Annotated in this window: 10 protein-coding genes and 3 tRNA genes; 12 read left to right on the top strand and 1 reads right to left on the bottom strand. The window is 63.2% G+C overall.

Annotation, left to right across the window (positions count from 1 at the left end):
- Positions 1-23 precede the first annotated feature (23 nt).
- A complete protein-coding gene (locus tag Q3866_RS00065) occupies positions 24-527 on the bottom strand; it encodes a hypothetical protein (protein ID WP_301828684.1) in 504 nt (167 codons plus the stop codon).
- Between the two features lie 691 nt (positions 528-1,218).
- Between Q3866_RS00065 and Q3866_RS00060 the strand changes: the two genes are divergently transcribed.
- The 12 genes from Q3866_RS00060 to Q3866_RS00005 all read left to right on the top strand — a co-directional run bounded on the left by Q3866_RS00060 (position 1,219) and on the right by Q3866_RS00005 (position 14,623).
- Positions 1,219-1,293: transfer RNA gene (locus Q3866_RS00060), tRNA-Gly, on the top strand.
- 170 nt (positions 1,294-1,463) lie between these two features.
- Positions 1,464-2,741, top strand: coding sequence for an aminopeptidase (locus Q3866_RS00055; protein ID WP_301828682.1), 1,278 nt, complete (start codon positions 1,464-1,466; stop codon positions 2,739-2,741).
- A gap of 75 nt (positions 2,742-2,816) precedes the next feature.
- Positions 2,817-2,893: transfer RNA gene (locus Q3866_RS00050), tRNA-Lys, on the top strand.
- Positions 2,894-3,165: 272 nt separating this feature from the next.
- Positions 3,166-4,512: an adenylosuccinate lyase gene (purB, locus tag Q3866_RS00045; protein WP_301828681.1), complete on the top strand. Its 1,347-nt coding sequence runs from the start codon at positions 3,166-3,168 to the stop codon at positions 4,510-4,512.
- A gap of 114 nt (positions 4,513-4,626) precedes the next feature.
- Complete coding sequence (locus tag Q3866_RS00040) at positions 4,627-4,893, top strand: TIGR03905 family TSCPD domain-containing protein (protein ID WP_293673072.1); 267 nt, start codon at positions 4,627-4,629, stop codon at positions 4,891-4,893.
- Positions 4,894-4,900: 7 nt separating this feature from the next.
- Positions 4,901-6,130 (top strand): twin-arginine translocation signal domain-containing protein, encoded by a 1,230-nt coding sequence (locus Q3866_RS00035; RefSeq protein ID WP_301828676.1) that lies wholly within the window; start codon positions 4,901-4,903, stop codon positions 6,128-6,130.
- 123 nt (positions 6,131-6,253) lie between these two features.
- Positions 6,254-6,973: a response regulator transcription factor gene (locus Q3866_RS00030; protein ID WP_293824451.1), complete on the top strand. Its 720-nt coding sequence runs from the start codon at positions 6,254-6,256 to the stop codon at positions 6,971-6,973.
- A 24-nt stretch (positions 6,974-6,997) separates the two neighbouring features.
- A complete protein-coding gene (locus Q3866_RS00025) occupies positions 6,998-8,599 on the top strand; it encodes an ATP-binding protein (protein WP_367881355.1) in 1,602 nt (533 codons plus the stop codon).
- A gap of 152 nt (positions 8,600-8,751) precedes the next feature.
- Positions 8,752-9,648, top strand: a complete 897-nt coding sequence (locus Q3866_RS00020; RefSeq protein ID WP_301828674.1) for a phosphoribosylaminoimidazolesuccinocarboxamide synthase — start codon at positions 8,752-8,754, stop codon at positions 9,646-9,648.
- On the top strand, positions 9,635-10,249 hold the full coding sequence (locus tag Q3866_RS00015; RefSeq protein WP_301828672.1) for a Yip1 family protein: 615 nt from the start codon (positions 9,635-9,637) through the stop codon (positions 10,247-10,249). Before Q3866_RS00020 ends, Q3866_RS00015 begins: the two co-directional genes overlap by 14 nt.
- Positions 10,250-10,307: 58 nt before the next feature.
- Positions 10,308-10,383 (top strand) — tRNA-Arg (locus Q3866_RS00010).
- 682 nt (positions 10,384-11,065) lie between these two features.
- On the top strand, positions 11,066-14,623 hold the full coding sequence (locus Q3866_RS00005; RefSeq protein ID WP_301828671.1) for an LPXTG cell wall anchor domain-containing protein: 3,558 nt from the start codon (positions 11,066-11,068) through the stop codon (positions 14,621-14,623).
- Positions 14,624-15,229 lie beyond the last annotated feature (606 nt).

Below are 15,229 nucleotides of genomic sequence, written 5' to 3'. Positions count from 1 at the left end.
CCCGCGGGGTACCTGGTTAGCCGTTATGCCGAGCCCTCGGCCGCGGCAGCGGCCGTATCTGCGGCTTGAGTCTCGGCGGGGTCATTGACGACGTTGACCTCGATGGCGGTGGGGGAGCCGTGGTCTGCCCCGCTCTCCTGGTCGACGGCCTGCACCTCGACCATCGCCTTGCCTGTCGCGACGTCCTTGAGGCGAATGGAGTCGATGCGCTTGCCCGGCTCGAGCGGGTCGCTGCGATAGATCTCGACCCCGTCCTGCGTGAGCGTGAAGCGCTGCGAGAACTTGTTCTCGGCGTCGTTCTCAAAGCCAACCTCAAGCAGCCCGCTCGAGCTCAGTCGCGGTGAGGGGAGTACGCTCACCGTCATCATGTTGTCCTGCACCTCTTGGTCGAGCTCGGCCTGCAGCTCCGCGCGACTCTTGCCCTCCCGCGCCGCGCCGAGGATTGTTCCCGTGAGGTCGCTGCCGCCAAGAAGCAGCAGCGCCGCGCCGCCGATACCCAAGACCAGCACGAGCAGTCCGCCGAGCACCGCCCACGTGCGCTTCCCTCGTGGCCGGCGCTCGCCGCTGCTCTGCCGTGCCCTCCTCGCCGCGCGCCTGCGCTCGGGCACGCGGAACTGCCCCGCCCTCATCGGACGACCAATCGGGCCGAGTCCGGCAGGGGCATGGGCATGGGCCAGGCCTCGGGACGCGAGCGCCAGCTGCGCTGATCGCTTGCGTCGGACGCTTCCCCAAACACTTCCTTTAACCCGGGGCAGGGCACGATAGCGATGCCTCCGTCCCCGCCTTTGGACAGGGACAATCCGTTTGCTGCTCCCGGGCTATGTGATGACAAGCGCTTAGCTTCCATGGCACTCCCCTCTTCTTGGCCGATTCGTTGGGGGCAGCATAGGAAGGGCATCCAACACAAACCCGTGAGCGTGCTGACACAGACCTGACACCGCAGGTAAATCGCTTGTTCGCGACAACCCCTCCGTGCGTTTCTCGGTGGGCGGCGCATCTGGAGTCCCCAGCGCGTGCCGGGCTGGTGGTTATGCAAATAACCGAGGTGATAAAACTGAATCCAGGGCCAGGTGATGGCACCCTCCTCGACCCGCGCGTCCAATCACCGATGGCCCTGCGTGACTGACACCAGAATCGAGCCATCGCGCCCGCCAACTTGCCCAAACCCGCCGCGCTGGGTACACTGAACAGGCGGCGCGGACAAAACCGCTCCATAGCGCGGGCATCGCCAAGTGGTAAGGCAACGGCTTCCCAAGCCGTCATCCGCGGGTTCGAATCCCGTTGCCCGCTCCAGAAACGGCAGGCCCCGGCACTTCAAGGTGCCGGGGCTTTTGCGTTTTTCTGCGAACGGTTCTCTCGACTACATCTCCGCGCCAAGGGGTAACAACCCTGTGGCCGCGCCCGCGGCTGTCAAGACGTATCGGCGCGCAAGCGCCTGACATACCAAGAACGAAAGGACCATCATGGCCTCTCTTCCCATGACCGACGAGGAGTGCATGCTTGCCATGCGCCGCCTTCAGCCCAGGCTTCGCCAGTACGCCGAGCTGCTCGTCTCACGCGGCGTTGCGCTCAAGCCGGGCCAGGAGCTCGTTATCACCGCGCCCGTCGAGAGCCTCAAGTTCGTGCGCATCGTCACGAGCGTTGCCTACGAGGCCGGAGCTGGTCACGTGACCCACATCTGGTGCGACGACGAGCTCACGCGCCTCGAGTACGACTCCTGCCCGCTCGATCGCTTCCAGCAGCTTCCGGGCTGGAAGGCCGAGCAGATGAACTCGCTCGCCCGCGAGGGTGCCGCCTTCCTGTGGATTGACGGCGAGGACCCAGACGCCATGCTCGGCGTCGACGCCTCCAAGCCCGCCGCCCGCGCGCTGGCCTCGCACCGCCAGTGTGCCGAGTACCGTCGCGGCCTCGATTTTGGCGGCAACGCCTGGTGCATCGCCGGCGCCCCGGTGCTCGCCTGGGCCCGCAAGGTCTTCCCCAAGCTCTCCGACAAGGAGGCGATGTACCGCCTCTGGATTGCCATTCTCGACACCACGCGCGTGGCCGATGACCCCGAGAGCGAGTGGGAGACCCACAACGCCATGCTCGCCAAGAGCAAGCGCCGCCTCAACGAGGCCCACTACGACGCGCTCCACTACACCTCGAGCAACGGCACCGACCTCGTGGTTGGCCTGACGCCCAAGCACGTGTGGGAGGGCGGCGCCGGCAAGCTCCGCGACGGCTCGCTCTACTTCCCCAACATGCCCACCGAGGAGGTCTTCACCTCGCCCGACCGCGCCCGTACCTCCGGCGTGGTTCACTCCGCCCTGCCGCTCGTCCACAACGGCTCCGTCGTTCGCGACTTCTGGCTGAGGTTCGAGGAGGGCCGCGTCGTCGACTTTGGTGCCGAGAAGGGCGTAGACGTGCTGCGCAGCATCATCGAGACCGACGAGGGTGCCCACTACCTGGGCGAGTGCGCGCTCATCTCCAAGAACACGCCCATCCGTCAGACGGGGCTGCTCTTCTACAACACCCTCTACGACGAGAACGCGAGCTGTCACCTTGCCCTGGGCATGGGTTTCCCCGAGTGCTACGAGGGCGGCATGGACATGGACAAGGACGAGCTCATGGCCCATGGCGTCAACGAGAGTGCCCAGCACGTCGACTTCATGATCGGCGCCGACGACCTCGACATCACGGGCATCAAGGCCGATGGCACCGAGGAGCCCATCTTCATCCATGGCCAGTGGAGCTGGGAGTAGCGAAGGGGCCGGCCGTGCCCGTCCGCTGTCCCGAGTCGGCACGACCGCTGCACATCGGCTAGAATTAGAGAGCACGCGCCATTAGCTTAGCTGGTTAGAGCAGGGGACTTTTAATCCCAAGGTCCAGGGTTCGAATCCCTGATGGCGTACCAGCATGTTCGCGGGCCGGGAGGCATTGCCTCTCGGCCCGCTATTTTGTGCGAGAAGTGCGCAGGGCCTGATGGTCGCCACACTTCGCAGTAACCTAACGTTTGTTTTTTGCCCAACTCCGCAGCTGTTAAGTTGGGCGCGAAGGTTGGCGCGAAGCCCGTTAAGTTGCCCTCTCCATGGCCGCCCCGCTCGCGCCCTCCCAGCTCATCGCGCTAAAATCAAAGTGTTGTGCAAAAGACACGCCGGCCAGCCGCGACCGCACAGGAGGAGCCGCATGATCGATCGCTACACCCGTCCCGAAATGGGCAACATCTTCTCGCTCGAGAACAAGTACGCCATCTGGCAGGAGATCGAGGTGCTCGCCTGCGAGGCGCAGGCCGAGCTCGGTGCCTGCGGCATCACCAAGGATGAGGCCGCCTGGATCCGCGACCACGCCAAATTCAACAAGGAGGAGGTCGACGCAATCGAGGAGGTCACCCGCCACGACGTCATCGCCTTCCTCACCAACATGAAGGAGTACATCGACGCCGACGTCCCGGAGGGCACGCCCAAGCCCAGCCGCTGGGTCCACTACGGCATGACGAGCTCCGACCTTGGCGACACCGCCCTGTGCTACCAGCTCACCCAGGCCTGCGACCTCATCATCGAAGACGTCCAGAAGCTGGGCGAGATCTGCAAGCGCCGTGCCTTCGAGGAGCGCAACACCCTGTGTGCCGGCCGCACCCACGGCATCCACGCCGAGCCCATGACGTTTGGCATGAAGTTTGGCTCCTGGGCCTGGGAGCTCAAGCGCGACCTCGACCGCCTGCGCGACGCCCGCAAGAACGTTGCCTTTGGTGCCATCTCGGGCGCAGTGGGCACCTACTCGAGTATCGACCCGTTCGTCGAGGAGTACGTCTGCGAGCACCTCGGCCTCGTCCACGACCCGCTGTCCACGCAGGTCATCTCGCGCGACCACCACGCCTACCTCGCCGGCGTGCTCGCCACCACGGCTGCCACCTGCGAGCGCATCGCGACCGAGGTCCGCAACCTCCAGAAGACCGACACCCTCGAGGCCGAGGAGCCGTTCCGCAAGGGCCAGAAGGGCAGCTCGGCCATGCCCCACAAGCGCAACCCCATCACGATGGAGAAGGTCTGCGGCCTGTCCCGCGTGGTCAAGGCCAACGCCCAGGTTGCCTTTGACAACGTGGCCCTGTGGCACGAGCGCGACATCTCGCACTCCAGCGCCGAGCGCGTGGCGCAGGCCGACAGCTTCATTGCCCTCGACCACATGTTCCAGTGCCTCATCCGCGTCATTGACGGCCTGCAGCTCTACCCGGCCCGCATGATGGCCAACCTCAACAAGACCCGTGGCCTCATCTACTCCTCCAAGGTGCTGCTCGCCCTCGTCGACACGGGCATCACGCGCGAGGAGGCCTACGCCATCGTTCAGGAGAACGCCATGGCCACCTGGCACGAGGTGCAGGACTGCGTGAGCGGCCCCACCTTCAAGGAGCGCCTCGAGGCCGACCCGCGCTGCACCGTTCCCGCCGAGAAGCTCGACGAGATCTTTGACCCGTGGGACTTCCTCACCCGCATCGACCGCGTCTTCGACCGCCTCGAGGACCTGTCGTTCGAGTAGGCCAGCCGCCCCGTCCCCGTGTTCCACGTGGGGCAGGCAACCGTCTGACTCGCCGTGCCGGGAAGCGGGGATACTTCTCGGCACGGCTCCGCCTGTCTAACCAAGGAGAGATACATGTTTAGCTATGACTTCCGCCCGCGCGGCGTCTGCTCTCAGATGATTCACATCGGCCTGTCCGACGATGGCAACACCATCGAGCAGGTCTCCTTCGAGGGTGGCTGCAACGGCAATCTCAAGGCCATCTCCAAGCTCGTCGCCGGCCACTCCGTCGACGAGATCTCGCAGATCCTGGCCGGCAACACCTGCGGCCCGCGCAAGACCTCCTGCGCAGACCAGCTTACGGTTGGCCTTGCCGCGGCCCGTGCCGCGGCCCAGGCGTAAGGGACCCATGTCGATCCTTCCCAACATATCGCGCCGCTCGTTCCTGGCGGGCACGGCCGCGACCGCCGCGGGCGCCGCGGCCGTGTCGGTGCTGTCGAGCTGCTCGAAGCCCGCGGAAACCACGTCCGACCCGGTCGTCGTTGACTCGGGTACGGCAACCTATGTGGTGGGCTCCGGCGACATCGAGGGCTCATACAGTCAGGCCGAGGACGGCAAGGGCACCACGTCGCTTGCCGAGGCCGGCTCGTGGAACCTGCCGCTGGGCTGCACGCTGCGCCCCAGCGAGGGTTCCTGGAAGCCCTACGTGGTTCCCAGCCAGACGCCCTCGGCCATGACGAGCGCCGGAGCCATCTCGGTTGCCTCGGGCGCCAACGTGGTGCTGGTAGACGTGGCGCGTACGGGCGGCAACTTCGTGATCTATGACGCGCAGTGCTCTGACTCCGTGTTCGCGTGGTCTGAGCTCGACATCGTGAGTCATGAGTGGCGCCTGTTTGCTGCCTCCCTTGCCGACGGTGCGCTGGGCACGGTCAACACGCTGTGGAAGGCCGACGCAGACTACGACCCGCCGCTCGTGTGCTGCTCAGGCTCGAGCGTCATCTGGCTTGTGATGCCCTCTACCAGCGGAAGCAAGACAAGCGAGAGCTCCTCGTGCTACCTGTGGCAGGCAGGTGCCTCCTCGGCCGACGAGGTCGTGCGCTCCTCTGGCCGCTTTGCCTGCGCCCCCACCGTCTCGGACGGCAACGTGACGCTTGTGCCGCGCGTGCGCGCGAACGAGGGCCGCTACTTTGGCATCACGGCCTACACGCTCGAGAGCGGGCTGTCCACGCAGGTAAACCAGTTGGTGCTGCCGGCGTCCGTCTCGCCCATGTATGCCACCTTCATGGACGGCAACTTCGTCTTCTCCATCGAGGCCAACTACGGCACGGGCGGTCTTTTGGGCAACATGGGCACCTACATCGGCTCGGGCGACGGTTCCTTCGTGGCCCTGCCGCGCGAGCCGGCCGCGGTGTGCGCGGGCAAGGGCGGCGTCTATCTCATCAAGACGCGCGCAGGCCACGTGATCGTCGATACCAACGCCCAGACCTACGCCACGCTTGCCGCCCCCAGCCGCGCGCTCGACTACGGCGACTACCCCGCAAGCATGGGAACCACCTCGACCTTTGTGACCTTTGCCACCGTCAAGGATGAGCAGACCGGCTACCCGGCGTCCGTCCAGGTGCGCGCCTGGGCGCTCTAGCTGGGCGTTTGCGCCGCTCGCGGCCAAGATGGTTATCGAGGTGCCCCGATGGGGTAAACTTTGTGAATAGGAATGCCGCTTCGTTTCGAGCGTCGCGGCGCTAATGCTGACAGGGAGGCCGTCATGGCTTCGGACACAAAGAAGATTCTGCTGGTCGAGGACGAGAAGGCCATCCGCGAGGCCGTCGCCGCCTACTTTGAGCGCGAGGGCTACTGGGTGCGCTCGGTCGGAGACGGCCAGGCCGCCGTCGACGAGTTCGAGAAGCACGGCTTTGACCTCGTCGTTCTCGACCTCATGCTCCCCAAGCTCTCCGGCGAGCGCGTCTGCCGCGCCATTCGCGACCAGTCCGACGTGCCCATCATCATGGTCACCGCCAAGGACCAGGTCGAGGACCGCATCATTGGCCTCGAGCTTGGTGCCGACGACTACCTGGTGAAGCCCTTCTCGCCCCGCGAGCTCGTTGCCCGCGTGCGCGCGCTGCTTCGCCGCGCCCGCGTCGACAACGAACCCACGCTCGAGGTGCTCGACTACGGCGACCTCGTGATCAACATCTCGGCGCACAAGGTCACCGTGCGTGGCAAGGAGGTCGACCTCACGGCCTCCGAGTTCAAGCTGCTCGTGACGCTGGCCCGCTACCCCGGCCAGGTCTACAGCCGCATGGAGCTTGTCGAGAAGGTCCTGGGCTACGACTTCGAGGGCTACGAGCGCACCATCGACTCGCACGTCAAGAACCTGCGCGCCAAGCTCGGCGACGACCCGCGCAACCCCACCTGGCTCTACACGGTTCACGGCGTGGGCTACCGCTTCGACGCCCCCGAGCCCGAGAAGAAGAGCGACAAGTAGAACTACAACTGAGGGGGAGGCCAGTTGGTTCCCGCTAAGTTCGTTGTAGGCAAGAAGATTCGTCAGGAGCGCCCCGCGGATGACATCCCCGAGGCGCTCAGGACTTCTGATGCCTCGAAGGCGTCGTGGAAGACGCTCTCCAACCAAAAGCCGCGCCACATGTCGTATCGCGGCAAGATGACGTTGATGTTCGCCGCCGTCTCGAGCATGACGGCGGTGATTCTCGTTGTGGTGCTGGCCGTGAACTGGGAGGCCCAGTTCATGAAGTACACGCGCTCCAACATGGAGCGCTACGCCGCGGTCATCGCCGAGAGCCTGGGGGAGTCCTATGACGCCACCACCGGCTGGAACGACGAGGACGTCGAACGCTCGGTGCAGTCCTCGTCAATCTCGAGCGAGGTTGGCGTCCAGGTCTCAGACGCCAACGGCAACATCATCTACGACGACACGTGGTCGCGCGGCTCCGAGCACGAGGACGACCCCGCCGCCCAGACCAGCGCGTCCGTCTCGGGCACGCGTACCCGTGCGACCTCACTGGCCCCCACCAACGCCGAGTCTGTGGTCGACAAGAGCATCGTGACCATGAGCGGCCAGACCGTGGGCTCCGTTCGCCTGTGGGCCTACGGCAGCGAGGCGCTGCTCACGAAGGGCGACGCGGAGTTCCGCACCCTCTCGTACAACGCGGTGGTCTACGCGGGCTTCGTGGCCGTGCTGCTCGCCGTCATCGCCGGCGTCATGGTGAGCCGCAAGCTCGCCAAGCCCATCAAGTCGATTACCTCGACCGCCTCGCAGATTCGCTCGGGCGACCTCACGGCCCGAACGGGCATCGTGGGTGACGACGAGATCGGTCAGCTGGGCGAGACGTTCGACGACATGGCGACCTCGCTCGAGCGCGACCTCAAGCTCGAGCACCGCCTCACGAGCGACGTTGCCCACGAGTTGCGCACCCCGCTCATGGCGATGCTCGCCACGGTCGAGGCCATGCAGGACGGCGTGCTTCCCGCCGACGACGAGCACCTCGAGACCGTCGCCAGCGAGGTTCGTCGCCTCTCGCGCCTCGTCTCGGCGATGCTGCAGCTCTCGCGCATCGAGAACGGCACCACCAAGTTCGATCCCGAGAAGACCGACATCGTCCTGCTGGTTCGTTCGGTCGTCGAGGCCCAGGAGCAGCTCTTTGCCGACCGCGGCCTCAAGCTCAAGTTCGACGTGCAAAACGGCCGCCGCGAGATCTTCTGTGAGGTCGACCGCGACATGATCCGCCAGTGCGTCATCAACCTCATGTCCAACGCCCTGCGCTACACCCCGGAGGACGGCTACGTGGTGGTGGCCGTGTCGCAGGAGGGCCGCGACGCGATTGTCTCGGTCACCGACACGGGCATCGGCATCGCAAAGGAGGACCTCGCGCGCGTGTTCAGCCGTTTCTGGCGCTCCGACGCCAGCCGCGAGCGCGAGAGCGGAGGCCTGGGCGTGGGCCTGGCGCTCACCAAGGAGATCATCGACCGCCACCACGGCTTCATCGGCGTTGAGTCGGAGCTGGGCAAGGGTACCAAGTTCACGCTCCACATTCCGCGCACCCAGGAGAAGCCGTTCGCCCTTCCTGGCGACGACAAGGAGAAGGACAAGTAGGCCGCTCCACTCGGCAACGAATCGATGGTTCGCCGACAACGGAGCGACTGCATACGAGCACCTCTTATCGCAAGGTGAGGGGTGCTTTTTCTACTACAATGGAAGGGTTATTGCCGGTTTTGCGTCACTCAACCGAGGGGAAGCGGTATCGAATGGCAGCAATGGGTAAGCGCCCAGATTCGCAAGGCAAGGTCCGTGACATCTACGACTGCGGGGATTCGCTGCTCATGGTCGCGAGCGACCGTATCAGCGCGTACGACTTCATCCTCCCTGACGAGATTCCGTACAAGGGAGAGATCCTAACCCGCATCTCTGCGTTCTGGTTCAACAAGTTTGCAGACATCCTGTCCAACCACGTCATCTCTCTCGACCCGGCCACCTACCCGGCGGAGTACGCCGAGTACGCCGACTACCTGCTGGGTCGCTCCATGCTCGTGAAGAAGGCCACGACGGTGCCCATCGAGTGCATCGTTCGCGGCTACCTCACCGGCTCGGGCAAGAAGACCTATGACGAGAATGGCACCGTCTGCGGCATCAAGCTGCCCGAGGGCCTCACCGAGGCGTCCAAGCTGCCCGAGCCCATCTTTACCCCTTCGACCAAGGCCGCCCTTGGTGACCACGACGAGAACATCTCGTTCGAGCGCTGCGCCCAGATCGTGGGCGAGGACGTTGCCACGCAGCTGCGTGACGCGTCCCTGGCCATCTACAACGCCGCGGCCGAGTATGCCGCGACGCGTGGCATCATCATCGCCGACACGAAGTTCGAGTTTGGTTTCATTGACGGCAAGCTCGCCATCATTGACGAGTGCCTGACGCCCGACTCCAGCCGCTTCTGGCCCGCGGAGGGCTACAGCGAGGGTCACGTCCAGCCCAGCTTTGACAAACAGTACGTCCGTGACTGGCTGTGCGCAAACTGGGACATGACGGGCGAGCCGCCGCATCTGCCCGCCGAGGTGATTGAGGGTGCCTCGAAGCGCTACCAGGAGGCCTACGAGATCATCACCGGCGAGAAGTTCGTTCCAATGAAGGAGAGCAATGTCCCAGCGTAGTCCGTTCAACAAGCGAAACATGCCTCAGGGTGAGGGCGAGAAGAAGCAGGTCTCGTCTGGCATGACGCGCAAGAGCCCGACCAAGGCCAAGCCCGTCCGCGATGCCGGCTCGTCGGTGCGCATTGTCACCAAGAAGAAGAACCCTGACGGCTCCACGTCGACCGCCGGCATGACGAAGGAGGAGAAGAAGGAGGTCCGCCGCGCTGAGCGCGAGGAGGAGGACATCTTTAACACCCTCACCAACGCCCTGCTCAAGCGCAACGAGCTATACGCGAAGCGTCGTCGCGTCTGGTGGGTCTTCCTGGTACTGGGTCTCGTCTTCGTGGTCTGCTCGTTTGCCTCCGGCTACATTGGAGCGTCCGATGGCTCCAACATGTACAACCTGCAGACGACCGGCGGCATCCTGTCCGTGATTTCGCTTGCGCTGGCCTATGTGTTCATCATCACCTCGCTCGTGTACGAGTGGATGAAGATTCGTCCGCTGCGCAACGAGACCCAGGACAAGGTCGCGAGTCTGAGTCCCAAGAAGCGCCGCGAGCAGCTTGCCAACCTCCACGATGAGGAGGAGCGCGAGCGCGCCGAGAAGAAGTCGAGCAAGTAGCGTAGAATAATAGTTCGCTCGCACTTGCGCGCGTGCCGGCCCGGCCGGTGACATAACCGCCTCCGTAGCTCAGGGGATAGAGCACCGCTCTCCTAAAGCGGGTGTCGCGCGTTCGAATCGCGCCGGGGGCACCAGACATGACGCGGGCCGGGGATACGTTCCCCGGCCCGCTTTGTTGTGCGCGTGGTGGGTACGAGTGCCGCAGCGCACGTTTTCGTCCCATCGGTTGCGTACGTTTGCGACAACGTCCCATCGGTTTGGCACGTTTGGGAGGCACTGGACGTGCACAACCGATGGCGCGTTAGGGGAAGCCCTTCTCGCCATTGGTTTGGCACGCTTGGGAGGCACTGGACGTGCGCAACCGATGGCAGGTTTGTGCGTCGGTCCCTTCGTGTCAGGTTGGCCGTCGAATGAATGCCATACCAGCCTTTCCGTCCTCAAAAACGCGGTTGTAAGACGAGGCAAATCTATTACCGTTCGCGGAATTTTAACCCCCCCCCCTTGTCACGGCCCTCATACAACGGTGCTAGAACTTAATTGCTACTGGGGGCGGTATGACAATCGGTTTCTCCTTCTGTGTCATTGACTGAGCGACTAACTGGCATATCGCAAAGGAGAAAGGACTGCCCCGTGAAAAAGCCGAAGGCTCGGCGCGCCTTGGCGTACCTGTTATCAGTCACACTTGCACTTAGCACACTTCCTACCTCGGCTTTTGCCGAACAACTGAGCGATATCGTTCAGGATGCTCAGGCGCAGAATCCCGCCGCGCCCTCCGATGGCGGAGACGACTCCAATCCGGTTCCCCTCTCGCCCACCTTGCCCGCGCCCACCGATGATGCTGAGGCGAACGACGAGGTCGATGCCTCGGCCAACCAGCCGGAGGCCCATACGCCACAGGTGGAGCCCCAGGCAGCCGCAGCGGCTCAGTCCGTCGCCGTCAGTGGCTCTACCTATACGGTCGAGACGAACGACGATCTGACCCAGGCGCTGACCGCCATTGCCTCATCCTCAGATGACGGGGCAACGATTGAACTCAAAGGTGGAGAAACGTTTAGGGTCCCCGCGTCTAACTACCGCGCCACCTTTGGTGCGGAGGGCAAGAGCATTACCGTGACGAGCTCGGGCGACACCCAGGCTACGCTCGACTTTTATTACACCGGTTACCTTGCCGGCGACTGCACATTTGACAACGTGCACGTGAAGGGCAGCATGCTGTTCTGCAACGGTCATCGCACGGTCTTTACCACTGCCAGCACGTTCGACTTCTCTATTACGATGTACGCTGGCGCGAATGGTGCCGATGTCGATAGCACCTATCTCGTGATTGCCGGCACCGGTTCCGTTAACGTTGGCTCCACCAACGGCTCTCACAACATCGTGGGTGGTTGCCTTGCCGGCTCGGTTCACGGGGATACCTACCTCGAGGTCTCCGGCAACGTTGCGATGTGCGGCGGCAACAAGCTGACGCCGGCAAGCGTGCTGGGAGACGGAACGAGCTCGAGCACCGCTGCCAGCTATGTTTCCGTCGACGGCAACGCCAAGCTTGTCTATGACAACGGTGGTACCGGCACCCCGGCAATTGACGGAACGAGCGGCTGCGAGATCAAAGGCGACCTCACCATTGAGGCGCGTGCCGGTCGATGCAACGGTATCAGCGCCCAGCGCGAGTACGTCGACAAGTCCGTCGTTGACGGCAGCGCCCATATCATCGCGGGTTCGCCGGACTATGAGAATACCGATCGCGTGCTCAGGATTAACGCCAACTGGGGAATCTTTGGTGCCGGCGACATGATGTCTAACTTTGAGAGCAGCCAGTACCAGGTTGGCGGCAGCGTGACCGTCGATGCCTACGAGAACGTTTGGGGCTGGGACCGTGGCTCCGAGCCAACCCGCGGCGATACTCCTGAGATTTATGGCTCCAAGCATGCGGACGTTAAGGGCAATGTAGAGGTAAATGTGCGCGGCAGCCATGTTGGCAACATCTATGGCGCCGACGACACGGCCGTCACGGGTGCGCTCTCCATGACGCTGACCAATGTCGAGCTGAAGGATAGCTACTACGGCGGCGACTACGACCAGGCTGGCATTTTTGGCCTCTACACCGAGGTTGGTGATTCGTCCGCCGGCGCTCTATCGATTACGGTTAACGGCGGCGACTGGGCCCTGCTCTTTGGTACTGACTCCGCGACGGCTCCGGCCAATTCCACCATTACGGTGACAGGCAAGCCCAACATCCGCCTTGGTGTCTCGGGCGTACGGGCAAGCAAGCTGCCCGACCATGGCGTGATGCCCACAGTGACCTTTGATGGTGCCGAGGCCACCGCTTCCTTTGTACAGGAATGTGAGAGCGTGAACCTGGTCAATGGCTCCGACGTCACCCTCGAGGACCATGACTGGGTTCGTGGCGTCGACATCGAGCAGGGAAGCACGCTTACCACGACGAGCGACAACCACATGTGGGTCTATGGCAACGCGTCCATCGACGGTACGTGGAACCAGGAGTTCACGTCTGAGTCGGGAGCAAAGAATCACAACTTTGACCTGTGGATTCAGGGCAATACCTCCGTGGGCGAGCAGGGTCTTCTCGCAAGCAAGGGCACGGCAACGTTTAATGGTAACGTGACCAATGCTGGCGCGATGGCCCTCATGAATGCCTCTGAGGTTGGCGGCGACTATCAGGGCAACAAGGCCGAGATTCGCCTCCCCGTTGTGAGCAAGAACTATGACGGTACGAGCGATGGGGGAGACATCCCGCTGTGCGTCGACGGCACCTCGACTGGCTCCAGCACGGTCTATACCGTTGCGGCCGACAACTATGAGAACCTTGCCATGCCCGAGGTGGGGCAGAACTACGTGCTCTCTGCCGCCCAGGATAACGACGCTCCCGTTCAGGAGGTTTTCGTGCTGGGCAATGACGAAGCAATCTGCGATGGCCTCTACCTCAAGCGCGTTGAGGACGCCGACCCCATCGATCACGACTCCTATCACATGTGGCAGATTGCCAAGGGCGACGTCGACGCCATTTCGGCTACGGTGGCTCCGATGAACCTCACCGTCTACACGGGTGGCGAGGGCTACAGCGGTGTCATTGGCGATGACGGCAAGTTCGTGAGCAACGACTTCCCCGAGATGGGCTTCTACTTTGTGCTGCCTCAGAGCATCAACGACCTTCTTGGCAGCACGGGTGGCACTGCCGTGAATCTCACGGATAAGGTGGCGCTTACCTACAATGACCCAAGCACCGGAATCACGCGCAGTTGGTCGCTCGAGCTCTATGGCAATGAGGACCAGAGCCACGTCACGATGAACGGCCGCAAGGTCTACATCTACAAGATTCTGCCGAGCCAGGTGGATGGCACCAGCGAGACGATTCCATTCCGCGTTCAATTTAAGGACGAGAGCGGCAACGTCATGGACAACACCGACTTCGTCGCCTCGGTCACCGACCAGTTCCGACAGTTCAAGGTGAACGCGTATGCGGGCGGCCTCGACGTGAGCAAGCTGCGCATCACTGCAACTGTCGATGGCAGGACTATCTCCCGCCCGGTAAAGCTTGGCTCGAGCACCCTCACGATCCGTGCCAACACTGACGAGGTCTATGCGGACATCGCCAATGGCGAGCCCGCCGCTGCCGAGGGCGATGGCTTCCTCGCGGGCGTGGCTCAGGATGGAACTGAGTATTTCGTCAATGACTCTGGCATCAGCGCCGAGCCCGAGGGCGTGAAGCTCATGGTCGATGAGAGCCTGGATGACTCTGCGCTCAAGAGCTATCTCGACGAGAAGATGAATCCCGACGGGAAGTACGCCTACGAGTTCAAGTACCTCGACCTCGTCGATACGGCCAACGGCAATGCCTATGTGACGATGGGCGAGGGCCAGAAGATGAACGTCTACTGGCCCGTGCCCGAGGACGCTGGCTCCAATTCGAGCTTTAAGATTGTGCACTTCAAGGGCTTCGACCGCGACTCTGATGATGATCCGAGCATCTTCCTCGAGAGCAATCCTCCCGAGACCATCGATGCCGAGAAGGTCGAGATTGGCGGCAAGAGCTACGTGAAGTTTGCGGTCGATTCCTTCTCGCCGTTTGCCCTGATGTACCAGAAGGCGAATTCGGGCGAGCATGGTGGCCCTGGCGGCCAGGGTGGTAACGCTGGTACCGGTGATACGGGCAAGGGCGGAGACTCTGGGGAGCAGGGCCAGGACGATGGCTCGAAGGTGTCTCCCGCTGGTGACAAGGCTAACGACAAGAAGGACGGCTCGAATGCCATTCCGCAGACGGGTGACGAGACTTCGTACGTGGCGCCCGTTGCCGCAGCCGTGATTGGTGCCGCCGTTGCGGGCGTTGGCATGCTGATGCGTCGCCGTCGCAGTTAGAGAGAGCTGCATAGCGGGTGTGTGGGCCCTCGGTTCGATTGTGAGCCGAGGGCCTCGCTATATTGCGCTTCTCGCCATTGGTTTGACACGTTAAATTGGCGTGGAATGTGCATAACTGATGGGGCGTTGGGATGGGTGGTTCTCACCATTGGTTTGGCACGTTTGAGGCGCGCTGGACGTGCACAACCGATGGTGCGTTTAAGCGGCGGCGTCCTTCTCGGCATTGGTCGTGTCCAGCCTGATTGGAACCATCGGTTTGACATGTTTGGGAGACGCTGAACGTGCACAACTGATGACAGGTTTGAGTGGGCATATCTGGCCATTGGTTTGACATGTCTGACTGCTGCGAGACGTGCATAACCGATGGGGCGTTTGCGGTCGGTGACACTGCGCTTCTCGCTGCCGACACGTTGCGCATATAAGAAGTGAGGCCACCCTCGGGAGAGGATGGCCTCGAAGCTGGCTTGCCTATGCGTCGAGCTGCTCTAGTGGTTCGACTGGGTGGACGCGTCGGAGCCGCTGGCCTCGGAGTCGCCCGTGGAGCTCGAGTCACCGGAGGAGGTGGAGCCGTTGCCGCCCGTGGTACCCGAGTTGTTGCCGCCCGTG

This window comes from uncultured Parolsenella sp., assembly GCF_958346945.1.
GTDB lineage: Bacteria > Actinomycetota > Coriobacteriia > Coriobacteriales > Atopobiaceae > Parolsenella.
This window is presented reverse-complemented; position numbering and strand designations above follow the sequence as displayed.